The organism is Coriobacteriia bacterium (assembly GCA_013336165.1).
In the GTDB taxonomy this organism is placed as follows: domain Bacteria; phylum Actinomycetota; class Coriobacteriia; order Anaerosomatales; family JAAXUF01; genus JAAXUF01.
Genome location: JAAXUF010000006.1, coordinates 28,775 through 49,009, shown reverse-complemented (window position 1 = coordinate 49,009; position 20,235 = coordinate 28,775). Strand labels below are relative to the sequence as shown.

The 20,235-nt window shown below is 58.3% G+C and carries 19 protein-coding genes and 1 tRNA gene; 13 read left to right on the top strand and 7 right to left on the bottom strand.

The window, feature by feature from the left end; translation table 11 throughout:
- The first annotated feature begins 403 nt into the window (after positions 1–403).
- The 5 genes from HGA39_05940 to HGA39_05920 all read left to right on the top strand — a co-directional run bounded on the left by HGA39_05940 (position 404) and on the right by HGA39_05920 (position 4,527).
- Positions 404–868, top strand: coding sequence for a DUF4405 domain-containing protein (locus HGA39_05940; GenBank protein NTW28889.1), 465 nt, complete (start codon positions 404–406; stop codon positions 866–868).
- A gap of 245 nt (positions 869–1,113) precedes the next feature.
- On the top strand, positions 1,114–1,323 hold the full coding sequence (locus tag HGA39_05935; protein ID NTW28888.1) for a hypothetical protein: 210 nt from the start codon (positions 1,114–1,116) through the stop codon (positions 1,321–1,323).
- 164 nt (positions 1,324–1,487) lie between these two features.
- A tRNA-Ser gene (locus tag HGA39_05930) sits at positions 1,488–1,577 on the top strand.
- 228 nt (positions 1,578–1,805) lie between these two features.
- Positions 1,806–1,952 (top strand): hypothetical protein, encoded by a 147-nt coding sequence (locus HGA39_05925; GenBank protein ID NTW28887.1) that lies wholly within the window; start codon positions 1,806–1,808, stop codon positions 1,950–1,952.
- 433 nt (positions 1,953–2,385) lie between these two features.
- Positions 2,386–4,527 (top strand): DUF87 domain-containing protein, encoded by a 2,142-nt coding sequence (locus tag HGA39_05920; protein NTW28886.1) that lies wholly within the window; start codon positions 2,386–2,388, stop codon positions 4,525–4,527.
- A 138-nt stretch (positions 4,528–4,665) separates the two neighbouring features.
- On the opposite strand, the gene HGA39_05915 is transcribed toward HGA39_05920, so the two are convergent.
- Both HGA39_05915 and HGA39_05910 read right to left on the bottom strand, forming a co-directional pair.
- Positions 4,666–6,711, bottom strand: a complete 2,046-nt coding sequence (locus tag HGA39_05915) for a hypothetical protein (GenBank protein NTW28885.1) — start codon at positions 6,709–6,711, stop codon at positions 4,666–4,668.
- Positions 6,712–7,008: 297 nt separating this feature from the next.
- Positions 7,009–7,209, bottom strand: coding sequence for a helix-turn-helix domain-containing protein (locus HGA39_05910; protein NTW28884.1), 201 nt, complete (start codon positions 7,207–7,209; stop codon positions 7,009–7,011).
- Positions 7,210–7,391: 182 nt separating this feature from the next.
- Here HGA39_05910 and HGA39_05905 point away from each other — a divergent pair, with 182 nt between their 5' ends.
- From HGA39_05905 to HGA39_05895, 3 genes are all read left to right on the top strand, one after another.
- Positions 7,392–8,246 (top strand): hypothetical protein, encoded by an 855-nt coding sequence (locus HGA39_05905; GenBank protein ID NTW28883.1) that lies wholly within the window; start codon positions 7,392–7,394, stop codon positions 8,244–8,246.
- The gene (locus HGA39_05900; protein ID NTW28882.1) at positions 8,239–9,405 is read left to right on the top strand and encodes a site-specific integrase; all 1,167 of its coding nucleotides are present in this window, start codon (positions 8,239–8,241) and stop codon (positions 9,403–9,405) included. The genes HGA39_05905 and HGA39_05900 overlap by 8 nt, the downstream gene beginning before the upstream one ends.
- A 359-nt stretch (positions 9,406–9,764) precedes the next feature.
- Entirely contained in the window at positions 9,765–10,196 is a 432-nt protein-coding gene (locus tag HGA39_05895) for an EVE domain-containing protein (GenBank protein ID NTW28881.1), read from the top strand.
- Positions 10,197–10,229: 33 nt separating this feature from the next.
- On the opposite strand, the gene HGA39_05890 is transcribed toward HGA39_05895, so the two are convergent.
- The 3 genes from HGA39_05890 to HGA39_05880 all read right to left on the bottom strand — a co-directional run bounded on the left by HGA39_05890 (position 10,230) and on the right by HGA39_05880 (position 13,576).
- Positions 10,230–11,321 (bottom strand): site-specific DNA-methyltransferase, encoded by a 1,092-nt coding sequence (locus tag HGA39_05890; GenBank protein ID NTW28880.1) that lies wholly within the window; start codon positions 11,319–11,321, stop codon positions 10,230–10,232.
- 83 nt (positions 11,322–11,404) lie between these two features.
- Entirely contained in the window at positions 11,405–12,361 is a 957-nt protein-coding gene (locus HGA39_05885) for a site-specific DNA-methyltransferase (protein ID NTW28879.1), read from the bottom strand.
- Between the two features lie 51 nt (positions 12,362–12,412).
- Positions 12,413–13,576 (bottom strand): hypothetical protein, encoded by a 1,164-nt coding sequence (locus HGA39_05880; protein NTW28878.1) that lies wholly within the window; start codon positions 13,574–13,576, stop codon positions 12,413–12,415.
- A 202-nt stretch (positions 13,577–13,778) separates the two neighbouring features.
- On the opposite strand from HGA39_05880, the gene HGA39_05875 reads away from it, so the two are divergent.
- Positions 13,779–14,024 (top strand): DUF3892 domain-containing protein, encoded by a 246-nt coding sequence (locus tag HGA39_05875; protein NTW28877.1) that lies wholly within the window; start codon positions 13,779–13,781, stop codon positions 14,022–14,024.
- Between the two features lie 90 nt (positions 14,025–14,114).
- On the opposite strand, the gene HGA39_05870 is transcribed toward HGA39_05875, so the two are convergent.
- Complete coding sequence (locus HGA39_05870; protein NTW28876.1) at positions 14,115–14,390, bottom strand: helix-turn-helix transcriptional regulator; 276 nt, start codon at positions 14,388–14,390, stop codon at positions 14,115–14,117.
- A gap of 221 nt (positions 14,391–14,611) precedes the next feature.
- Between HGA39_05870 and HGA39_05865 the strand changes: the two genes are divergently transcribed.
- Positions 14,612–14,872: a hypothetical protein gene (locus HGA39_05865; GenBank protein NTW28875.1), complete on the top strand. Its 261-nt coding sequence runs from the start codon at positions 14,612–14,614 to the stop codon at positions 14,870–14,872.
- A 426-nt stretch (positions 14,873–15,298) separates the two neighbouring features.
- On the opposite strand, the gene HGA39_05860 is transcribed toward HGA39_05865, so the two are convergent.
- Positions 15,299–15,667: a hypothetical protein gene (locus HGA39_05860; protein NTW28874.1), complete on the bottom strand. Its 369-nt coding sequence runs from the start codon at positions 15,665–15,667 to the stop codon at positions 15,299–15,301.
- A gap of 697 nt (positions 15,668–16,364) precedes the next feature.
- Between HGA39_05860 and HGA39_05855 the strand changes: the two genes are divergently transcribed.
- The 3 genes from HGA39_05855 (at position 16,365) to HGA39_05845 (ending at position 20,167) form a co-directional block, all read left to right on the top strand.
- Positions 16,365–18,344, top strand: coding sequence for an FAD-dependent oxidoreductase (locus HGA39_05855; protein ID NTW28873.1), 1,980 nt, complete (start codon positions 16,365–16,367; stop codon positions 18,342–18,344).
- Positions 18,345–18,413: 69 nt separating this feature from the next.
- On the top strand, positions 18,414–18,992 hold the full coding sequence (locus HGA39_05850; protein ID NTW28872.1) for a glycerol-3-phosphate acyltransferase: 579 nt from the start codon (positions 18,414–18,416) through the stop codon (positions 18,990–18,992).
- Positions 18,989–20,167 carry a glycosyltransferase gene (locus tag HGA39_05845; protein NTW28871.1) on the top strand — a complete coding sequence of 393 codons (1,179 nt, stop codon included), beginning with the start codon at positions 18,989–18,991 and terminating at the stop codon, positions 20,165–20,167. The genes HGA39_05850 and HGA39_05845 overlap by 4 nt, the downstream gene beginning before the upstream one ends.
- Positions 20,168–20,235: the final 68 nt, after the last annotated feature.

The following is a 20,235-nucleotide window of genomic DNA, read 5'->3' as shown; positions in this document are numbered from 1 at the left end:
CGAGCTGTGAAGATTCTCAGAGCGACCGTCGCCTTGCTTGTCGTCACATTGGTGGTGGGAGGGGGCATCTACCTGTTGGGCCAGAGGAAGAATGCCGAATTTTTGTTCCCGGGAGCGCACGTGTCACTGCCGACCAAGGTCACTGCTTCCTCATTGTGCCCTGTGGAAGGATGCACTTCATCGAGCTGCCATGGTGCGGCCCCGCCGCCCGCTCTCGCGGTCGGGCAGACGATGGCCTGTCCCAAGGAGGACTGCAGTAGTCGCACTTGCCATGCGCAGGAAGAGATCGACTCCCATTATGTGTCTTCCGGCAGTTCGAACGTGAGATGGTGGTTCATTGGATTGTCCGCACTGGCGATCATGACCGTCTATGTTGCGCTCTCCTCAAAATAGGGATGCAGGTATGAAGATCAAACGAGACCTTGTCATCGACGTTATCGCCTTTGTCCTCTACGTGGTCGCGATATACCCACGTATCTCGGGACTCTTAGTCCATGAGTGGTTGTGCCTTGGCTTGCTACTCGTTGTACTTCTGCACACCGTTCTTCACTGGGACTGGGCCATTGACACCCTCAAGAGGTTTCTCGGCAAGATTTCTGTGGCCTCTCGGTGGAATCTACTCATCGACATCGCGCTTTTCGTGGCGTTTATAGTCGAGATGGTTTCAGGGCTACTAATCTCGCGGCATGTGCTCTTATCGTTTGGCAGTTTCGCGCCGGGCTATTTCGTCTGGAAACCGGTCCATATCAGCGCGGCCACGGTATTGCTCGCGCTCGTGCTTGCGCATCTGGCGATGCACCAGAAGTGGATCTTTGCGACGGTCAGAAACAAGTTGATCCAACCTATCATGCTCGGCAAAGCAGAATAGAGAGAAGCGGGCATTTCCTGCTGCAGGCCCGATCGAGGAAGTGAGCAGGTGTTTTCGGAGAAGGACAGGGAGCGCCTGTGAGCGTGGCGAACGGGCAGCAGAGTACAGGGCGTGTTTCACCGGCACTTGAATCAGCCACCCTAGACAAAACAGTAACAGTGCGGGGACTTCATCTATGCCGCGAGCGCTGAGGCAATGCCCGTTCGTCGGAATGCTCTATGTGGGCCAGTGCGGCAAGGGGGAAATTGCGGCGGAGGAAACAGCCGCTGCCGCTGAGATCGTCCAAAGAGATCAGGATCAGACTGGCAATCGATGAGCTTGCCGTTGCAACTGCGCGCGTGCTTGGTTTCGAGCGTACGAGGTTTGAAGTGCGCGAGGCCGTCCTGAGCGGGATACGACTACTCATCAAGAGTAGCGCGGCTGTCCAGGGCACAGGCATCGGTCCGCGCAAGTAGGCCGCATCCACAGGTTGATTGACAGACGAAGCGCCAAAAGGAACGTGCGGTAACTTCTGCAATCAAGGATGGTGGTAGCTCGGGAGTGTTTCGATTGCCCCCCTCGCACCTCCTCGCTATACTGCGAAGTCGCCGCTCTCGCACACGCGAGGGTGTGTCACCGCGGAGAGGTGGCAGAGTGGTTGAATGCGGCGGTCTCGAAAACCGTTTAGCGCGCGAGCGTTACGGGGGTTCGAATCCCCCCCTCTCCGCCATGTAGCTGGGCATATGCGATCCCGGACGCTTTCCGAAGCGCCGGGCTCGCGTCTCTTTTTGCCCTTTCGCCCCGAATTCGCCCCGAATGCTTGTCTTACGCTCGTGTCTATGCGCTAGAGCTGCTTCTCATTTACAGACTTACAGAGCCAGATCTGTGGAGGGTGTGATATACCGACCGTACAAACAAGAGTAGGCGTACGAGCCGAGATCCGTGAGGAGGGTTCACTTTGGACGATCAAGAAGGCGCTACCCCGCAGGCGCAAATCCCCGCGCCAGAAATCGATTCGCCGTCGGACTGCCCCGACTCCACTCGCGACATGGCGACGTGTCCCGAATGCGACATCTGTCCGTACTCGGGCTTCGAGAATGGCTGACGAGGCACATTGGGGCGGCAAGCGCTGTGTCGAGATCAACTGAGAAGAGGTGCGTAATGCCAGTGGCTGGAGCAATCCGTGAGGCTGTGCCGCTTGCGAGAATCAAAGGGTCTCACGAGTCATCCTGCGGCGATTCTTGCGTTGTGATCGTCCAAGCCTTAGCCATGGACGGAAGGTTCTCGATTCTGGTGCGTGAGGGTCGAAGCGCATATCGGCAAGCGACGCCACGCGAGGTGGGGGACGCAGGCTTTACGTATGAGGGAACCGTTGCAGTGCATGTCGGCGATACGCTGATTAGCGCCGCGATGACCGCCATGAGATGAGCAACGTCTGGGGCCTAACAAAGGCATCGAGCGGATGGCCGATGCGGTACGCTAATGTTGGGCATGACCACCGCTCATGCCTCAGACGTTAGGCGTACAGGGGGGACTGGATGACGAACGACATGCGGGTTGACCCGTGGGTGCGCGTTGCGATCATGTTGGTGGCAACCGCAGCAATTGCTGGAATGTCGCTGTATTTCACCGGGAGTCTACTTCCGCACAACCCTCGTGAGGCGCTGGTCTTCCAAAACGCCCTTCTCTTGATCGTGCTGGGATCTGCGCTCCTCGAGCATCAGTACACGAAGCCCGCAGACTCAATAGTCAATTCGCTCATGGGCTTCATCACGCTCCTCAGCGTCTACGCGATTGCTCCGATCTGGCCGTGGATCGCAGTATCCTCGTATTGCGTGGCTGTATTTGTCTTGGGTACTGCCTGCGTTGCGGCTAGCTCAAAACCTGGCCTCACAGGCTGGAGGGATTGGGTCGCGAGTCACACATATCGTCCGTCAATCGTGCTTGGAAGCGCACGCGTCTTGTTTTCCGTTGTCTTCATCTTCGGATTGTGGTTCTTCTTCTCAGTTCAAGAACCCATCACGCTTGCGCTCGTTCTCTTCTGGGGAATCTTCGTCGCGATATGGCCACTGCAACTTCCGGAGCTCATCACAGCTTGGTTCGACCGGAGTACGCCGTCAGCGAAGGCGTTGGGACAGATTGTCCGTATTGACAGTCCCAATATCCTGCGGGTTGCACTTGATGGCGGAGCGAGCTGGAAGCCAGACGAGCCATGCGTATGCGTCCTTCCAAGCGGGCAATCGCAGTGGGTGCAGCCGCTCTACTCGCAGTTTCAAGACGACCACCTTCTGGCAACCGGTCTTGTCACGAGCCTAGACGCTCCCTCGACTGAAGGAGCAAAGAACTGTGTTCTGCGGCCCGGTGAAGGCGTTATTCCCCCGAGTTTGGATGCAATCACGCAGTCGCTTGGTGGCGGGGTCAATGCGTCGCTCGTCGGGTTCGTGGTCGAGGGCTCCACCATCGGGGGCATACGGTTCGAGACCCTCTCACCAGAATCATGTCACGACGGAATGCTTGTGTGGTCGCAAGTTGCAGGCGAACGCGTCTTCTATCAAGTTGTTGCCGGCGAGACGCGGGAGGAGTCGTTCGCGACGGACAAGCACGGGTTCCAAGTCGCTGCAGCCGCTCAGCTCGGCATGCTTCTCGAGCACACGGGATTTCGCAAGTTCGAATGGCTTCCTACAATGAACACTCCGGTGTTCTCGGCGTCGAAGGGCTGTGCAATTGAAACTGCCGCTACGCGCGATGGGGACTTCATCCTTGGAACGATTCCCAACTCGTGCATCCAGATTGGCGGCGATTTCTCGGCTGACTACAACTATCACACTGCACTTCTCGGGGTTACGGGCTCGGGAAAGACCGAGCTTGCCTTCGACCTAATTCGACATGCATTAGACAACGACATTCGCGTCGTCTGCATTGATCTTACGGCCCAGTATCAAGAGCGGCTCTCGGACTTGAATCCGGTCGACCTCTCGATAGACGAGAAGACCGCCAAGGAGCTTGGGGACAAGCTATTCGATGTCGAGACTGGAACTTACGGCGCTCCAGGGGAAAAGAAGGCGCTGAACGAGTTTGCGGAGGCCCTACGATCTGATGTGACTACCTCGGTCGCCGGATTCCTGAGCGACGATGCGACATCTCACCTGGGGCTCATTCGGCTCGAGGAAATCTCCAACACCAAGGCCACGCTCTGGATTACTGAGCTCTATATGACGTGTCTGCTCAAATATGCCCGCGAGAATCATGGAACCTGTCCGCGCACCCTCATCGTAGTTGAGGAAGCTCACACCGTAATGCCTGAGCCGAACACAATGGGACTCGGCGATTTCGATTCCAAGGGTCTCGTTGGAAAGATTGGACAGATTGCTCTTCAGGGCAGGAAATATGGGGTTGGACTGCTCGTCCTCGCCCAGAGAACCGCCACCGTTAGCAAGACCGTGTTGACGCAATGCAACACGATCATCAGTTTCACCTGCTACGACGACACCAGCCTTGGCTTCCTTCGTAACATCTTCGGCCCGGAGCATGTCGCGTTGATCCCCAATCTTCCGCCGCTGCATGCCGTTGCATTTGGCAAGTGGGTGCGTTCTGAGAAGCCAATTGTCTTTGAGATTCCGTTTGACGCAAGCAAGGCGGAGACGCCTAACAAAGGCATCGAGCAGAACGCCAAGAGGTAGACTGACCTGTGAGGTTGCGCGCGCGTCTGCTCATTCGCTGGACGTTGGTGAATCGAGTTTCTGCCACAGGGCGTCTGTGGCCATGTTCCGCGCATGTAGAGCATTTCTGCGGCGTTTGCGACGCTTGCGACGAGTGCGCTATGCGGGGGCGTCGAACGCGTCGCAAACGTCGGTGCGGGATGCAACCTTCCTTATCTCGACCAATCGTGATCGTCTGCCTGACCCGCGATGCTTGCGAATCTCCACGCCTACTGCCCGAAGAGTAGGGGATGCACGGTCGAGCCTGATTGAGAGGTCCTTCGCGGTGCGTGGCAAATCGCGCGGATGCCGCATCTGCCCCGGCGGATTCTCCAAGCTTTCCAGCAGCTCGCTCATGGTGCCATTCCAAGTTTCGCTCTCAGCTACCTCGAGGAGTTCACGCACGGCTGTTGCGACAGGATCGGTCTCGAGTGCGACATCAATCGCATTACGCCGGTTTCTTGAGTACACAGCAACGAAGGACTTGGGTGCCCAGCCAAATGAGGGCTCTGCAGCCGTGGTCCACCGAGCAAAATCTATCATTCGTGGTGCTGAGGGAAGGATGACGCTGTCGATGTTCGCAAGTGCGCATGAAACTGCATTGAGCAGCCCGCCGAGGATTCCCGCTCGCACAGCTTCGAATTCTGCCCAGAACCCTGCCTCATCCCGTCGACTTTCGTCAGTGATTGGCGGGAGTGTGACGAGAAGACACCTATCAGTAAGGTCCTGACGGCCGACCAAGTCTCCGATGCCGTTGAGAACGATCGGTCTCTTGGCGTCGAACAGAATCTCGTCGCAGTCCGTGTAGAGTTCTCGGGTGGCGAAACCGCCTCCAGTCGAGAGACGGCAGAAGGTATCGCTGAGCCACGGAGACAGTCCTGAGACGTTGTCGAATACGAGCATCCATGTGTTCTTGGCCGCGATCATTGTGTCGCGTTCGCTCTGAGGTGTGGTTCGCAGCGGAGGCGTAGCAGGGTCGACAAGGGCCCGCAGGACGCGCGCCGTTGTCGACTTCGCTGATCCTTGCTCCCCCATGAGGACTAGGACTGGGTACGGGCCGTCTGGCCGCAGGGCGGCAAGGAGGAAGGCGACAAGTATCCGGAAGTCGTCGTCACTGCCTGCGTTTACGAACGGTCGGAGAAGCTCAACGCTCCCCGGCATCATGGGACGCGGTAACGCAAGGAGCCCGCTCGGACGGAGGAAGCGCACAGGGCCATCACACACGGTCTTCCAGCGATGAGCGGTGATCTCTACGATCTCGCGTTCCTCGTTGGCGAGATCAAGGTAGATTGAGTCCTCATAGGTGGCGAGTCGAACGAACACGTCACGGCAGCACCCATCGAACTGTGCTTTCGCTTCAAGGACATCAAGCGCATCTTGAAGTGCCTGCCCTCCTGCAGCCTTGCCGTTGTGCTCATAGAAGTGTCCCGAGAGCCAGCGGCGAAATGCCTTGGAACGAACTGGCCATGTCTCGCGGCGATCATTGACGACAACAGAGGCAAAGGGTGACCCATCGGGCGAATGAAAGAGTTCGACGCCATCTGCAAGCTTGAGAAGGATCTCTGTCTTTGTTGAGTCCTTCCCCTTATTCTGTTCGAGAGACAGTGGGGGCAGTGGGTCAGCACCAATCAGCAGCGAGCGCCATCGTGTTGCGAATGCACTCGAATCTTGGACGTGCAGTTCGCTGGGGTCCTTGGCATACGCTGTGCGAATGACTCGGATGCGGGGCGCGAGCGCAGACTTCGAGAGAGCATTGATGAGCGTTTCGCCACCCTTGTCGCATTCTTCAAAGACGTAGATCACCTGAATATCGTCTAGCGAAGACGCCCACTCCTCTTTCCATGTGCTGGCTCCCGGAAGCCCCAGCGCCGGTTCCCCGTGATGCCACAAGGTTTGGGCGTCCGATTCCCCCTCGACAAGAATAATGTAGCCCGCCTTGCGCGCATCAGACAGACGGTCCAGTCCGTACGGGGCCACGCGGGCACCTTTGCGCCAAACGAAGCGCTGTCCCTCCATGCTCAGCCGGTAGCGTATTGCTATGTCCTGACCATCCTCGTCGCGATATGGAATGAGAATGGCTGGTCTTCCACTGTGGGTCGTATCCTGCAGCTGCAATCCATGGAGGAATTCGACCGGGAGTTTCTTGGAGGACGCGTATTCTGCCAAGCAACATCCGATCGCGGAGCTTTGCGGGCCTAGTGATTGCCTAGATGCCATGATGCCGCCGCCAATCCTGATCGTTCGAACGGGGAAACAGGTCGCGCATTTCGAGCCCAAGGGCGTAGACCACATCTTCGATCGAGCAACCCGCGAAGCAGTGCATAAGTACGCGTCCGTCAGCGCCTTCACTGATGCTCAAGCTTGGGTTTGTATCCCCGTGCGCCGGACAGCATGCTCGCCACCCGGTGCCGCAAGGCCGTGCCTCATCGAGACGCTCCAAAACGATATCGATTGGGCCGCTCATCATGAGCCTCCCTGCAGGAATCGCTCGAGAGCTGCCTTAGGCACTCGGAGCGACCTGCCGAGTGTCACCGATGGCAGAGCGCCTGTTCTGACGAGGGTGTAAGCCTTACCACGTCCGATACGTAGTAGGGCCGCTACTTCGTTCACAGTCAGCAGGTCGGGCAGTTCGCGTAGTTGCAGTGGCGGGCATTTCGGGCTCATGGTCAATCGTCTCCTTATCCCATTTCGCTACGTCGCGGTGAACTCTGACCGGGCAACTGGCAGGGACCACTTGGCCAGAGGCGGTTGGTACCTGATGCGAGCACGTTCATGTTGACCTCCAAGACTTATGCGAATAAACTATCGACTATAGAGACTCTCATTGCAATTAAGGGGTAAGATAAATGACTAAGGTAGAGCAGTTTTGGGAGGCTATTGACGATGTGCCACCGAGCGTGCGCCATTTCCTCGAGATCACGGGCTTCGTGAGCAGATACCTGAACAGCGAAGACGACAAGACCCGATCCGAAGTGATTCGACGTGCCCGACGGATCATCGAGTGTCTGTCTGCGTGTCAGCTGCTCCCGGGAAACGGTGCAAACTCAATCGAGGAACATGCACCTACGGACGGGCAAGGCGAACCCGACGGTCGCTGGCCTCTGTTGGCGGAATTGGGGAATCGCATTATTGCCGAGACAAGCGAAGGAGTGGTCGTGGCTCCATTGACCTTTGCGTCTAGGACCTTGGATCTCGGCATCGTGCCGAGTTGCTCGGAACGGATCGAAGTGAGTTTCGACAATCGCCTGTCGCTTGATGCTCTCATCCGGCAACTGCGTTCGGTTTGGCCTGAGTTGAACAAACGGGGATGGCTCAGAAGGACGCGTCCATGGGGCGCGAGGAAGCTCGCGCTCGTGCGGTTCGTTTGCCTGGAGTCGCCCCGCTCTGACACATGGAGAAAGCGTCTTGAGACGTGGAACATGCGGTATCCGGACTGGGCGTACCTATCACCACAAGCCATTGCCAGCGACTTCCACAAGGCCGAGCAATCACTCACCGGACAGTCGGACGGGCTGGGCTGGTTCTATGACGAGGCGCGCCAATCGGTCTATGGGAGGACGCTTGGGGAATTGTTGGACGCTTTGGCGGCAGATGAGCTCTCAGCCGGGGAGCGCAAAGCTGTTGATGACATGTTGCGCAACATAGGGACGACCATTTCCAAGGCGGCGAGCAAGAGGATGGGGACGAGCGAAGATGGGTAAACGGGACGGAATCCGTAAACGCGACAATGCGTGGGAGGTCAGAGTCAGTCGCGGATGGGATGAGAAGACCCAGCGCTACCGGCGTATGCAGGTCCGGGTGCATGGGACTCGGGCTGACGCTGAGCGCAAGAGCCGGGAGCTTCGCCATGACATTGACGAGGGCACACACATTGATCCCACGAAACAGACGGTCGCTGCCTATCTTGACGACTACGTGAGGCATTGCGAGCAGAAGCACCTCGCCGCCACAACCACCGAAGGGTACCAAGGGGTGTGCAACAGGTACGTGATTCCTCGAATCGGTGCAGTCCAGCTACAGAAACTCACGCCAGCTCATCTTGAGCGGTTGTATTCCGATGCACTGCAGAACGGCTCGGGACGAGGCCCAGTCAGCGAGCGGACGGTCCAGGGCATTCATCGCGTCTTGCATGCTGCGCTGAAACGCGCGGTGCGCTTGGGGCTGCTCCACTCAAATCCCTGCGATGCCGTCGAATCACCTAGGCCACGGCGCAAGGAGATGCACGCCCTAGACGAGCAGGAGGTCGCGCGGATGCTAGGACTTCTGCGAGAAGGCGACCGCACGCTCTATATGGCTTCCCACGTGGCGCTGACCACGGGCATGCGTCGAGGCGAGATACTCGCTCTCCGATGGTCCGATCTTGATTTCGAAGCGCGCACTGCCACGGTGAGACGATCGCTGCAGACCACACAACGGACAGGCTTGTCCTTCAAGGATCCAAAGACGGCAAAGAGTCGGCGCACGATTGCTTTGCCGGGACAGACGATCTCCGAGCTGACGTCGTACAAACGCCGCCAAGCCGAGGAGCGACTGCTCATTGGGCCCGGATATCACAAGCAGGACCTCATCTTCGCTGAACCTGATGGTTCACCCTATCCGCCGGACAGGCTCACCAGTCGTTTCGCAAAGTTCTGCGGCACCAACGGTTTCTGTGTGCGCTTCCACGATCTTCGCCACACGCACGCAACACTTCTGCTCAAGGCTGGTGAGTCGGTGAAAGTTGTCTCGGATCGTCTAGGACATTCCACGGCGACGCTTACCCTCGATACCTACACGCACGTGCTGCCGGGGATGGATGCGGCGGCGGCGGACCGCTTCGACAGAATGCTTGGAGAAGCGCAAGCGCGGACCGGAAGCTAGGCTGTTTCAAGCCAGATTCGTAGCCCATTCGGGGCGAATTCGGGGCGATCTCATACCCCGGGGGAGTTCGCAACCGCAGTTCTCGAGGAGGGATAAGCGTTTCCCAAGGTAGTGGGTTTCATCATCGCGGTCCAGAGTCAACGAATTGTCCTGTCCGGACGGTTTCCGGGTCCGTTCGGACATAGGAAGTATGGGCGCGGAGAGCCTGAGCGCGTCTGCGTCCCAGAACCCGACATAGGTCCGGCTGACCTAGTCCCCTGAAAAGCAGGAGCAGAGTTTTCCTAGCCATCTTTGACTGATTCGGGCGGCAGGGCGACGATGTATCCAGTAACGCCTACCGTCGTCGAAGGGAATCCGCTGTGCTTCCGCAATACTGGCTCGCGATAACGCGAAGAAAGGATCTTCTGGACACGGAAACGCGAGATTCTTGGTGGTGCCTGCCACAACGCGCGAATGTAGGAGACAGGGTCCTCCTGTACTGTCCAAGATCTGTCAGTCCCAAGTTTCAAGGGGTGTTCGCCGAAGCCGAAGTAGATGTGGATACTCGATCTCAGAAGCCGGGCGGTTCTCCCTGCTCCGGCTACGTCTCAGATCTCAACGAGGGTCTCGCCTACATGGAAATCAGAGTCATTCGTCGCTTCGACTCGGCATTGACGGCGCAAAGGATGAAGAACGACCCCCTACTAGCTGAGATGAGGGCTGTCCGTAGGAATTTTCAGGGCACGATCTTCACCCTTGACGTCAATACCTACGAGCGAATGCAATTCCTATTGAGCCAACCCGGTGAATGACAAGGCTCCCAAGATCCACGGAGCCTGGGAGGGTCACCTCTTCCGAAGCAGCAGGACATGGGTCTTCTTGCGATGCCCCGAACCAAAACCTCTTTGGAAAGCCGAGTTGAAGCTCGCGTGGTCAAATGTCCAACTTGTCTCAAGGCTCAATCCGCTATTGTTGGCTGCCACGGTGTACTCGCGTCCCATGTCGTGAAGCTCTCCGTGTACCACCGCATCTCCCACTACCACAGCAAAGAACCCACCCGGGATCAGCACCCGTTGACATTCGCCTAGTATTTCTTGCATCTCGTCCATGTAGACCGACACGGGCTCCTTCTTGTCGTTGTGTCGATACCTTGAACCGATCTCAGCCTGTTGCACCGAACGGATGTCCGAGCCCAGCCAGAACATGCGCAACTTGTTGTAGAGATAGTAGTCATGCGCGCTGGCGTATGGTGGACTTGTGATCGCGAAGCCGATGCACTCGTCGTCGAGGGGTATCTTCCGCGCGTCCGCCTCATACACACAGGCCTCGCAGGGACTTGCGTCTGCATAGAGGGTGAGCCTCGAAACGCAATCTCTCAGTTTCATAGCGAACTTGTTGAGTACTTGACCTGGGTTCAGTTCGTTAGTCTTCGCGCACCAACGCGTCTCGCTTTCTTGGTTTGATACTGCGACGACAATCGCAGAGAACGCCGTCTGAGCCACGGTAACAAGCAGATCGTCATCCAAGGCGCTTATTAGCCTTTTGCAGTACTGCAACTCGTAGAGACACTGTTGAGTGAACCATTTGTCGCGATTCAGAAAGACAGGCAGTTCTTCCCTTGCGATTTCCCTTTCCAGAAGCGTAGGCATTGTCGAAACACACAGCGCCATCTGAGCCGCGTCGTCGGCTATTCTTCCAATTCGCCGCAACCCGCTAGGATGGATAACCGATGTCTTTGCCCGACTGATCAAAGTCGCGATCGGATTGATATCAATGCCGATCGCAGGGTGTCCCAGCAGCGTGGCCTCAACGAGTGATGTGCCTGATCCGCACATTGGATCAAGAACAACCGAAGACGCAGGGGCAAACGACTCGATCAGGATTCGTGGAATATGTGGAATGAACTTCGCTGGATACGGATGCATCCCATGGGTCAATGAGTTCTTGTCTTGGCATCGGTTGAGGTCCGCCAAGAACTCCTGGATGCGAACGATAGCAGACGCCGTTGGCTGACGTGTCGTCACGGTTTGCGAAGTACCACGATGTACGAATGCCCTATGTTGAGGTAGAAGTTGCTAGAGGGATAGCCCATGCAGACGAGCGGTCGGAACTTGGTTTGATCATAGATTCGCAGGTCCCACAAGTCGAAGCCTACTCTCTGGGCACGTTCTATGAGGTCCCCGTGGAAGTTAACATAGGGGACTCCTCGTTTCAGCGCCCTGAAGTCCTTGACCACCCAAGCTGCATACCCGCGAGACTTCAGAGCGCCGAGAGTGCCTGCAAGGACTTCCTCCAAGGCACCTAGGAAATCCTCATAGTCCAGATTGCCTAGATCACGATCATCGTTCGAATATGGAAGCGGGTTGGGCATTTCCTTGATGCGCGAGTGCTCTCGCCATTTGTAGGCGAAGGCCTGCTTGGACTGTTGAAGCAGTGGACCGTAAGGCGGACTGGTTAGTACGAAATCGATAGTGTCGGGTTCCACGTAGGTCAGAAGGTTCCTCGCGTCGGCCTCAATGACGGATTGCTTATCACCGCCGTTTCGATTTGAGAGATCGTTCTTGGCCGCAGTTATGAAATCCGGGTTGATGTCGAGTCCCACGCCGAGCCGACCAAGAGCGGCACACGCATCCAGGGTGGTTCCGATGCCAACGAAGGGGTCCAAGACTCGTCCGCCTGTCTTGGTATAGATGCCGATTTGGTGCAGGGCCAGAGCCTCAGGGAAGCAGGCACCATGATGTTTCTGTTTCGGTGAACGGGTATCGGGGTACTGCTCAACGCTCTTGCTTGCCTGTGCCCACTCTTTCCCAGTGAGGTCATTTAGATCCTTCGGGCGACGATCCTCTCGCTTCGGGAAACACTCCCGACAGAGTCGTCTCTCAAGGCGTACTGTTCCCTCGGGAGCGTCTGTGGCTCGCGCGCAGACCGCGCATTCATAGGCAATTACTTTGCTTCGCTCAACCAGTCGTTTTTCCATGCCGTCATCTTAGACCCTGCGTGCGACATTTACCAGACCTGAATCAAGCCTCTACAGGGCAGTGGGCCCGAATCGGCCTTGAAGACCGTGGGCGGACCCCTGCTCAGCTGTGAAACGGGTAACGACAACCCCCTGGTTGGCACGCTCGAAGAGCAAGTAGTCCCCTCGGCTGAGTCGTTCGAGTACCGCGCGGTCTCTGAACGTGAATCTCAACTCTTCGTTAGGCCGCGGATGACCCGGTGCAGGGACGTAGAGAATTGCTCGGGCATCGCTAACAGTGATGACATCCTCCCCATCCACGAACGTCAGTGGCATGTGTCGCTCGTATTGAGTTCCGGCAAGAGTGCCGCTCTGCAGAGTCAGCGGCTCGAAGAATGAACGAAACCGGATGGGCACGATCATCTGGCCCGGGGAACTCGTTAGACTAACGTCGTTCTGTGAAAGCTCCTTCCAGAATCCAACGACTCCGGAAACGGGGAGGCCATCTTCGTGAGCCTCCAGCTCGCCCACTACCGGGTCAGTCATAGAACGGTCGGAGTCAGCGCTGTCATCTGGCGCGCCACTGGGCAGCGTTGGTGCTCCCAGCAGATTCTTCACTGAAGAACCGAAAAGATCACGGCCCGAACCCTGCCCTGCATTGCCGTCGCGGCGTGACCTCTCGGACTTCACACCATAGTTTCCTGCAATGAGCGCCGCGAGGAGGGCATCGTCCAGCACCCTGCAACTATCACCGATGTTCGCCAAGTGATGGATGAACCCTTGGACGGAGGTCACGAATAGACCATCGTCTTCCGAAGCGCCGTCACATTCGACCAATACCGAAGCTTCATAGTTGGAATAGAGTCCACCCCGCGTCAAATTACTAGACCCGACGATGACGGCTTGACAGGCCTCTTCCTCGAACAGATAGATCTTCGGATGAAACGTGCGTGAGCCCGGGTCGTGGAAGACGTGGACTTCGTCAAACAAGCTAACGGCCAGTTGTAGACCTTCGACGGACGCACCGCCTTCGTCGACGCCCAAGAAACAACTTGCGTAACCACCTGCACGGCGATACTCGCTTAGCGGCTCCGAAATACGTCGGAGTCCAGAGGCCTTAGCCCACGCAACCACTGCCGTGAAACTCGAATACCGCCCCGACAGTAGCAGGTCACACAGAACCGACCCCGCCTGCTCTCCAGCGACGAACGGTTGGGAAAGAAACGTTACCTGCATTCGGGCCTCCCCGTGGCTGAGTTTGCTCAGCCACTACTTTGACAGAGCCAAGGTAAAAGCAGAACTGCCATGACCAATACGCTGGGTATTCGAGACAGAGCGGAACCAAATGTCAGTGTCGAGGATTAAGCTGTATCGACAGGGTTAATCCGGAGGGGTTGAGAGGAGTTCGGACATGGCCGTATACATCACGCACCGTCATATGGAAGGCGGGAGCAGACACGAGCACATCGCGAGCGTGCAGTGGAGGAGCATGGTAGATAGCTCCACGGGAACGAGCAGTCGAGCGGACATGGTTGACTGGATCAAGAACAAGGGCGGGAAGGCGTATGTCCAAGGCAATTGGCAGAATGTTGACGTTGGAGTTGTGGATGCGACGCCGCCCTACCTTCGCACCTACGCGAATGGAATTTGGACAGATAATCTCCTGGCATTGCCTGAGTTCTGAGTCGACCGTATCACTGGCACCGCCAAGAAGAGAGAGTGGATGAACAGGGAGACTGTTTCGCCACGAATCACGCCCCGCATCGTGTGGTCACTAGTCTCGAGCAATTCCGGGCTCGCTCGGTAGATGGGGCGATGAGTCAGGACATCGATCCGAAATGAGATTAGCAGGGTCGATACCCAGCGCACCTGCCAGCCGAACAATGGTTCTGATGGTTGCATTGCGACGGCCAGCCTCACAGCTGCTTATATAGGTCCTGTCCAATCCTGCGAGATTCGCCAATTGCTCTTGTGATAGCTCACGCGCCAAACGAGCCCGGCGAAGGCGGATTCCGAATTCAACGCAAGGATCTGAAGCTGGATTCTCCATGCCTCAAGTGAATGCGTATGTTGACTATCAGTCCACGGACTATACGTCACGCCCATCTCTCTAGTAGGATTAACTATGGGTTGATTCATAGTCGACATATTCCACATTTGGAAAATGCGACGTCCCTCCATCTTGTTCCGAGGACCAAGAAGGAGCGCATTGCGCTGAAGGCAGGCTGGGGGACGGCTATCGCTTCCCCAATTCGAAATAGGGGAGGCAACGTGTCAACATTTCGTCCGGGCGGCATTCTCTCAGGTCAGACATTCAAATTGGATCAATCAGAATTCACGTACAAGAATGCGTATGGCAAGTGGGCGAACGTGCCACGTTTGGCGATCCAGACCGCGACGGTCACCCCTCTGAAGGGGGGCAAGGCTAACCTGCTGATCGTCGGTTCGGGTACTACGCTTGCTACGATCGAACTTCCGGCGCATTGGGCGAAGAAGACACAGAAGTGGCTCCTGAAGGAACTTGGCAAGTAAGCTGCCGTTACATTTCCTTGGTCGTGAATGTTGTTCTCTTGTGAGAGAGGGAACGCGAACGGCTATTTCGCCCCGAATTACGCCCCGAATCAGGCGGGTATGCGCGAGCCCCACTAGATACACCTGGGTCTTGAACTGGTACTTTTACCAGCGCGAATAGGTCCAGCTGCCTACGGGCAGATACGGACAGAAACGCTAGAGGCGGGACTCGAAAACCGTTTAGCGCGCGAGCGTTACGGGGGTTCGAATCCCCCCCTCTCCGCCATTTAGCTGGGCATATGCGATCCCGGGTCTCGAGAGAGGCGCCGGGATCGTGTTCTATCGGGGCAAAGTGCAAACAAGACTCGCATGGTCAGGATGCTGTTGTAGGTTTTGGACCTTCGCGGACAAGACAACGCAACGAGTCTGCCCCTAGCGACTGTGCTTCTAGAGGGACGTCAATGGTCCGCGCTTGAAGTCCGCCATATCCGGAAGAACTGCATCGGCTTTCGGACACGGTGGGTATGCGGGACGTTTCTCAAGCGCGTTCTCGCCCGAGGGATTGAACCTTTCGACGGTCTCCGACCCCCTCCATGGTGCTCGGTGGTTGACCGCCATGTAGGCGTAGTTGTGCTCGACTGCCTTGTTCATCTCCTCAATCGTCAGCACGTGCACGTGGTCGCCGCACCTCAAGCACTCGTAGAACCAGTCTTTGTCGTCGTGGGCAAGGACCCATGCGTGTCCTGCGTTCTCGATCACGTCGTGGTAGCGCACGATCTCTCTGGTCGTTTCGTCGAAGTCTTCTGCTGTGCTCATGTATAATCCTCCGCCTTTCGATTGGGCGGTGCGGCACAAGACTGCAGAGGGTTGGCCCAGAAAGGGGCGAATCATCTGGTCCGCGCTTTAGCTGCACTTGTACCGCGCCCGCGAGCTGTAGCTCAAATCGGCGCACTCTCTGTCGTTCCATCGTGCAGCGCAAGACTAACGCAACGGTCTGACACGAAGGCAGTCTCGGGTGGCAGCGCATCTGCTGATTGCTGCAACCACCGGAGGGTCTGTACCAACAGAAAGGATCTCCAATCAGGGCATCGACTGCAAACGAAACCGCAAACGAGCCACGCGCGACTGCGCGAGAGGGGGCACGATCTGACGTAATGGGCTTGGGCCGTAAACAGTGTCTGACGTGGCAAACGCGGCTGAGCGTAACACGAGGCGACGTCACTGCTCGCACTCGAAGACCGTAGCGCGAGCGTTACGGGGGTTCGAATCCCCCCTCTCCGCTATTGTCATGTCTCACGACATCGTGGACAGATGTGTCAGGACAACGTGGACACTTCTGATCTTCCGATGGGCTGATAGTTTCGAGTCGGATCGAGGGTGAGGTGCCTTAGCACCTCACCCTCTTCCGTTATGACTCGGATATCGAGATCGGCCACGAGCTTCTCGTCGAGAGGGCGATTGACAAGAGATCGGCGGTAAAAAGGGTGGAAGGCACCTGTCGAGCGGCGTGATCGTGGCGACGGAACCGATCAGCCTTGCGGCGAGTCACACTGCGGACTACTCTTTCCATATGGAGGAAACGCGCAGCGTCATCGTTGTGGGGGCCGGACTCTCGGGTCTGACTGCCGCCGCCCTTCTGGCACGTCGTGGTCTTGCCGTAACGGTGATCGAGGGCGGCGACAGGCCGGGTGGTTCCTGCTCTGCGTTCAGGCGCAATGGTGTGACGTACGATCTCGGCGCTGCAATGTTGTTCGGTTTTGGGGAGCGCGGCTTCAACCCTCACCGCTGGCTCATGACGGAGATCGACGAGCCTATCGAGATGTATCGGCATGAGGCGCTCTACCGTCTTCGGTATGGCGACAAGGGCGTCATCTTCTGGCCTGACATGGATCGGTTCCTCGACGAGTTGTGCGCCCTTTTCCCCAACTCGCGCGACGAGCTCAGGCGTTTCTACGCCGAGATCACCCGCCTCTACGACAACGTCATTGCAAAGGTCCCGGTCTTCGAGGCGCCGACGGAGCTCCCCGCCGAGGAGTCGAGACGGCGGTTCATGGCCGATCCCATGTCGCAGTTGCGCGCCATCAGCCTGATGTTCCGCAGCGCGGAATCGCTCATGCGCCCGTATGTGCGCAACGCTGAGGTTCGGCAGTTCTTCAACAAGCTCACCTCGACGTACTGCTACACCACGATGAAAGAGACGCCCGCGATTCTGGTCGCCACCATGTTCGTGGACAACCACGTCGGCGGGTCCTACTATCCGGCATCCTCACCGATGGCTCTCGTGGCACGCATGGAGAAGGCGATCGAGAAGAACGGCGGGGTCATGCGCTATCGGGATCGCGTCGTCGGACTGGAACCGCCGACCACGTCCGGGGGAGGAGCGCCCGGAGTTAGGCTTGCCTCGGGGGAGCTTCTGGAGGCCGATGTGGTCGTGTTCGCCGGTGCCGTCAAGGAACTCGCCGCCGATCTGGACACGGCGGGTATCCTCCCGCAGCGCTGGAAGTCGAAGATCCTCGGCATGGAGGACTCTTGGCCGAGCTTCGTCGTCCACGGGACGGTTGAGCGCTCAGCATTGCCGGAAAGCGCGATGCCCCTCGAGATGTTCATTGACAACACCGAGTCCATAGACGAAAGCGACGTCACGCTCTATCTCTCCGGGCTTGAGGATCCAAGCCTCGCCCCAAGCGATCTGTGCACGTTCTTCCTGATCGGCCCGAGCCTGAAGACATGGCCCAGACCTTCGGACCCGGGATATCAATCGGCTGCCTACCGCGAAGCAAAGCGCCTGGAAGCCGACCGCATGTTCGGGCTGATCGAGAACCGGATTCCGGGCTTCACGGCGGCGGTGCGGACCCGCATCGAGGGCAGCCCGACCACGATCGAGCGCTACCTCCAGAAGCCGAGAGGTTCGGTTGCGGGCCCGAAGCAACGCATGGGCCAGCATCTCCTGCTCCGTCCACGCGCCCGCACACCGCTTGCCGGCCTCTACCTCGCAGGTGAAGGCACCGTGATGGGCACGGGAACTCCGGCAGTCACCGTGTCGGGCATCTCGGCGGCCAATGCGGTCCTGCGCGATCTCGGTCTTCCCGACTACCAGTCTGGGATTGCCGAGCCGAGCGCAGTGCGGATCATCCCGAGGGGGCAGCCGGGTAACCTGCCTTCAACGGCGCTGGGGGTTGCGGCGAGTGCCTGCCAGTGGTGTGAACACGCTCCCTGCCGATCGGCGTGTCCAGCAGGTTTCGACATCCCCGGTGTGATGCGGCGCGTGGAAGCCGGTAACTGGCGTGGCGCGCGGGATGCGATCGCGCGCACGGCCGATGCCGCCGGACCGGTAGCCGATCTCGGGGAGTGCTGCCGCGCTTGTGTGGCGCGCGAGGGGCAGGGCGCCGAAGACAGTCGCCCGCCATGTGAAGCGGTTTGCACGCGCAGGAGCTTTGCGGAAGAGCCCGTGGCCATTCTCAAGATCCTGCTCGAACTTGCAGCGGAAGACTAGGCGTCTGGGGTCGACCAACGACAGATTGGCTGCGATTTGCCTACGTGCTCGACTGTCGAACTTGCTCTCATGGCCTTCGTCGCATTCTTGAGCGGCTCGCTTCCCTTCTCCGTCTGGCTCGGAAGGCTGATCGCGAGGAGAGACGTGCGTCAGTTCGGCGATGGCAACCCGGGAGCGATGAACGTCTTGCGCATGGGCAACCCGACCGTGGGCATCGTGGTACTGCTTCTCGATGTGACGAAAGGCGTCCTTCCCGTCGTCTTCGCCAGGCAGGCGCTCGGCTACGGAGGCTGGATGCTGGCGCTGATCGCAGTGCTCCCCGTCGCGGGACATGCGTTTTCGCCGTTCCTCAGGTTCAGGGGCGGCAAGGCACTTGCGGTCACGCTGGGCACGTGGATCGGACTGACCTACTGGAGGATTCCGCTGATCGCAGTGGTCGTGGTAGTGGTGGCCACATGGTTGATCCGACGCGACGCTTGGGCAGTGGTGGTGGCACTCGCGGCCATGGCGCTGGGCATCGTGTTCTGGCTGCCCGATTGGTCGCTCGGACTGGTCTTGCTGTCCCAAGCCGCGATCATACTCTGGAAGCATCGTGCCGAACTTGTGCGGCGACCGGAGTTGCGACAGAGCGGAACGCAGCCGAGATGACCGACGAGATCCTGCGCTATCTGACCAGCGATTGCATCAAGGGCTTCATCGTGTTCCAGGCCGCCGTCTTGCTGATTGTGTTGAGCAACAGCTACGTACTGCGGCGCGTTGGGAGGCACAGTCCTGTCGCCGAGAAGCCGCACGTCTCCCTGCTCGTGCCCTGCCGAAACGAGGAGGCCAACATCCGGGCCTGCGTGCGATCGCTGCTCGCGCAGACCTACTCGCACATGGAGCTGATCGTCCTCGACGACCAGTCGAACGACGACACCCGCACGATTCTGGAGGAGGAGCAGGCGCGAGATCCGCGGCTGCTGGTTCTCTCCGGGGCAGCGCTGCCATCCAGCTGGACGGGCAAGAACTGGGCCTGTCATCAGCTCTCGATCGCCGCTCGCGGCGACATCCTCTTTTTCGCCGACGCCGATACGGTCTTCGTGGCCCCGGATGCCGTTGAGAAGATCGTCTCTACGTTTGAGGGGGAGAGGGCGGATCTGTTGTCCGGTCTTCCTCGGCAGGTGATGCGAACGTTCGGCGAGAAAGTGCTCGTGCCGATGTTCTACTGGGCGTTCTTCTCATTCACGCCGCTGGTTGCCGGTCTCGTGTCGCGCAGGGCCGCTGTGGCGCGTGTCGTTGGCCAGATCATGGTCTTTCGGCGAGACGCCTATCTTGCGGTAGGAGGGCACGCCGCCATCCGGCACAGCATCGTTGACGATATCGACCTAGCGAAACGCGTGCGAAAGGCGGGACTCGTCTGTCGCGTGATGGACGCCACAGCCATCGTCAGTTGCCGCATGTATCGGAGCGGTAGGGAAGCCTGCGATGGATTCAGTAAGAACCTCTTCGCGGCCTTTGGATATGCAGTGCTTCCCTACGCCTTTGTCTGGCTGTGGCTGGGCTTCGTGTTCTGCGAGCCCGTGGTGATGCTGGCTTTGCACATGGCTCATCCTGATCGCGTGCCGGTTCGGCCGATGCTGCTGGTGACTACCGTCGTGCTGGCGCTGGTCCACTGGATCTTCACCCATATTCGTCTGCACTTGCCGGTGTGGCCGGCTTGCCTTTGCCCGCTCACGATGGTCGCCTACGAACTGGTAGCCCTTCGTTCTCTCGTGGATGGTCTCGGCGGCAAGACAACCTGGAGAGGTAGGAGCATCTCCAAGCCGCCTGTCAGACTGATCTAGCAAGGCTCCCCCGGACCGCGGGATCCGGAATAGGCGGTCCGGTGGCTGTTCTTCCGGTTCTCTCGTAC

Excerpts from the sequence above, each read along its gene's own strand:
- HGA39_05885 (NTW28879.1), bottom strand. The coding sequence starts at position 12,361 with ATGGAAAAACGACTGGTTGAGCGAAGCAAAGTAATTGCCTATGAATGC.
- HGA39_05940 (NTW28889.1), top strand. The coding sequence starts at position 404 with ATGAAGATCAAACGAGACCTTGTCATCGACGTTATCGCCTTTGTCCTC.
- HGA39_05910 (NTW28884.1), bottom strand. The coding sequence starts at position 7,209 with ATGAGCCCGAAATGCCCGCCACTGCAACTACGCGAACTGCCCGACCTG.
- HGA39_05845 (NTW28871.1), top strand. The coding sequence starts at position 18,989 with ATGACCGACGAGATCCTGCGCTATCTGACCAGCGATTGCATCAAGGGC.
- HGA39_05880 (NTW28878.1), bottom strand. The coding sequence starts at position 13,576 with ATGCAGGTAACGTTTCTTTCCCAACCGTTCGTCGCTGGAGAGCAGGCG.
- HGA39_05875 (NTW28877.1), top strand. The coding sequence starts at position 13,779 with ATGGAAGGCGGGAGCAGACACGAGCACATCGCGAGCGTGCAGTGGAGG.
- HGA39_05850 (NTW28872.1), top strand. The coding sequence starts at position 18,414 with ATGGCCTTCGTCGCATTCTTGAGCGGCTCGCTTCCCTTCTCCGTCTGG.
- HGA39_05900 (NTW28882.1), top strand. The coding sequence starts at position 8,239 with ATGGGTAAACGGGACGGAATCCGTAAACGCGACAATGCGTGGGAGGTC.
- HGA39_05920 (NTW28886.1), top strand. The coding sequence starts at position 2,386 with ATGACGAACGACATGCGGGTTGACCCGTGGGTGCGCGTTGCGATCATG.
- HGA39_05860 (NTW28874.1), bottom strand. The coding sequence starts at position 15,667 with ATGAGCACAGCAGAAGACTTCGACGAAACGACCAGAGAGATCGTGCGC.
- HGA39_05870 (NTW28876.1), bottom strand. The coding sequence starts at position 14,390 with ATGGAGAATCCAGCTTCAGATCCTTGCGTTGAATTCGGAATCCGCCTT.
- HGA39_05905 (NTW28883.1), top strand. The coding sequence starts at position 7,392 with ATGACTAAGGTAGAGCAGTTTTGGGAGGCTATTGACGATGTGCCACCG.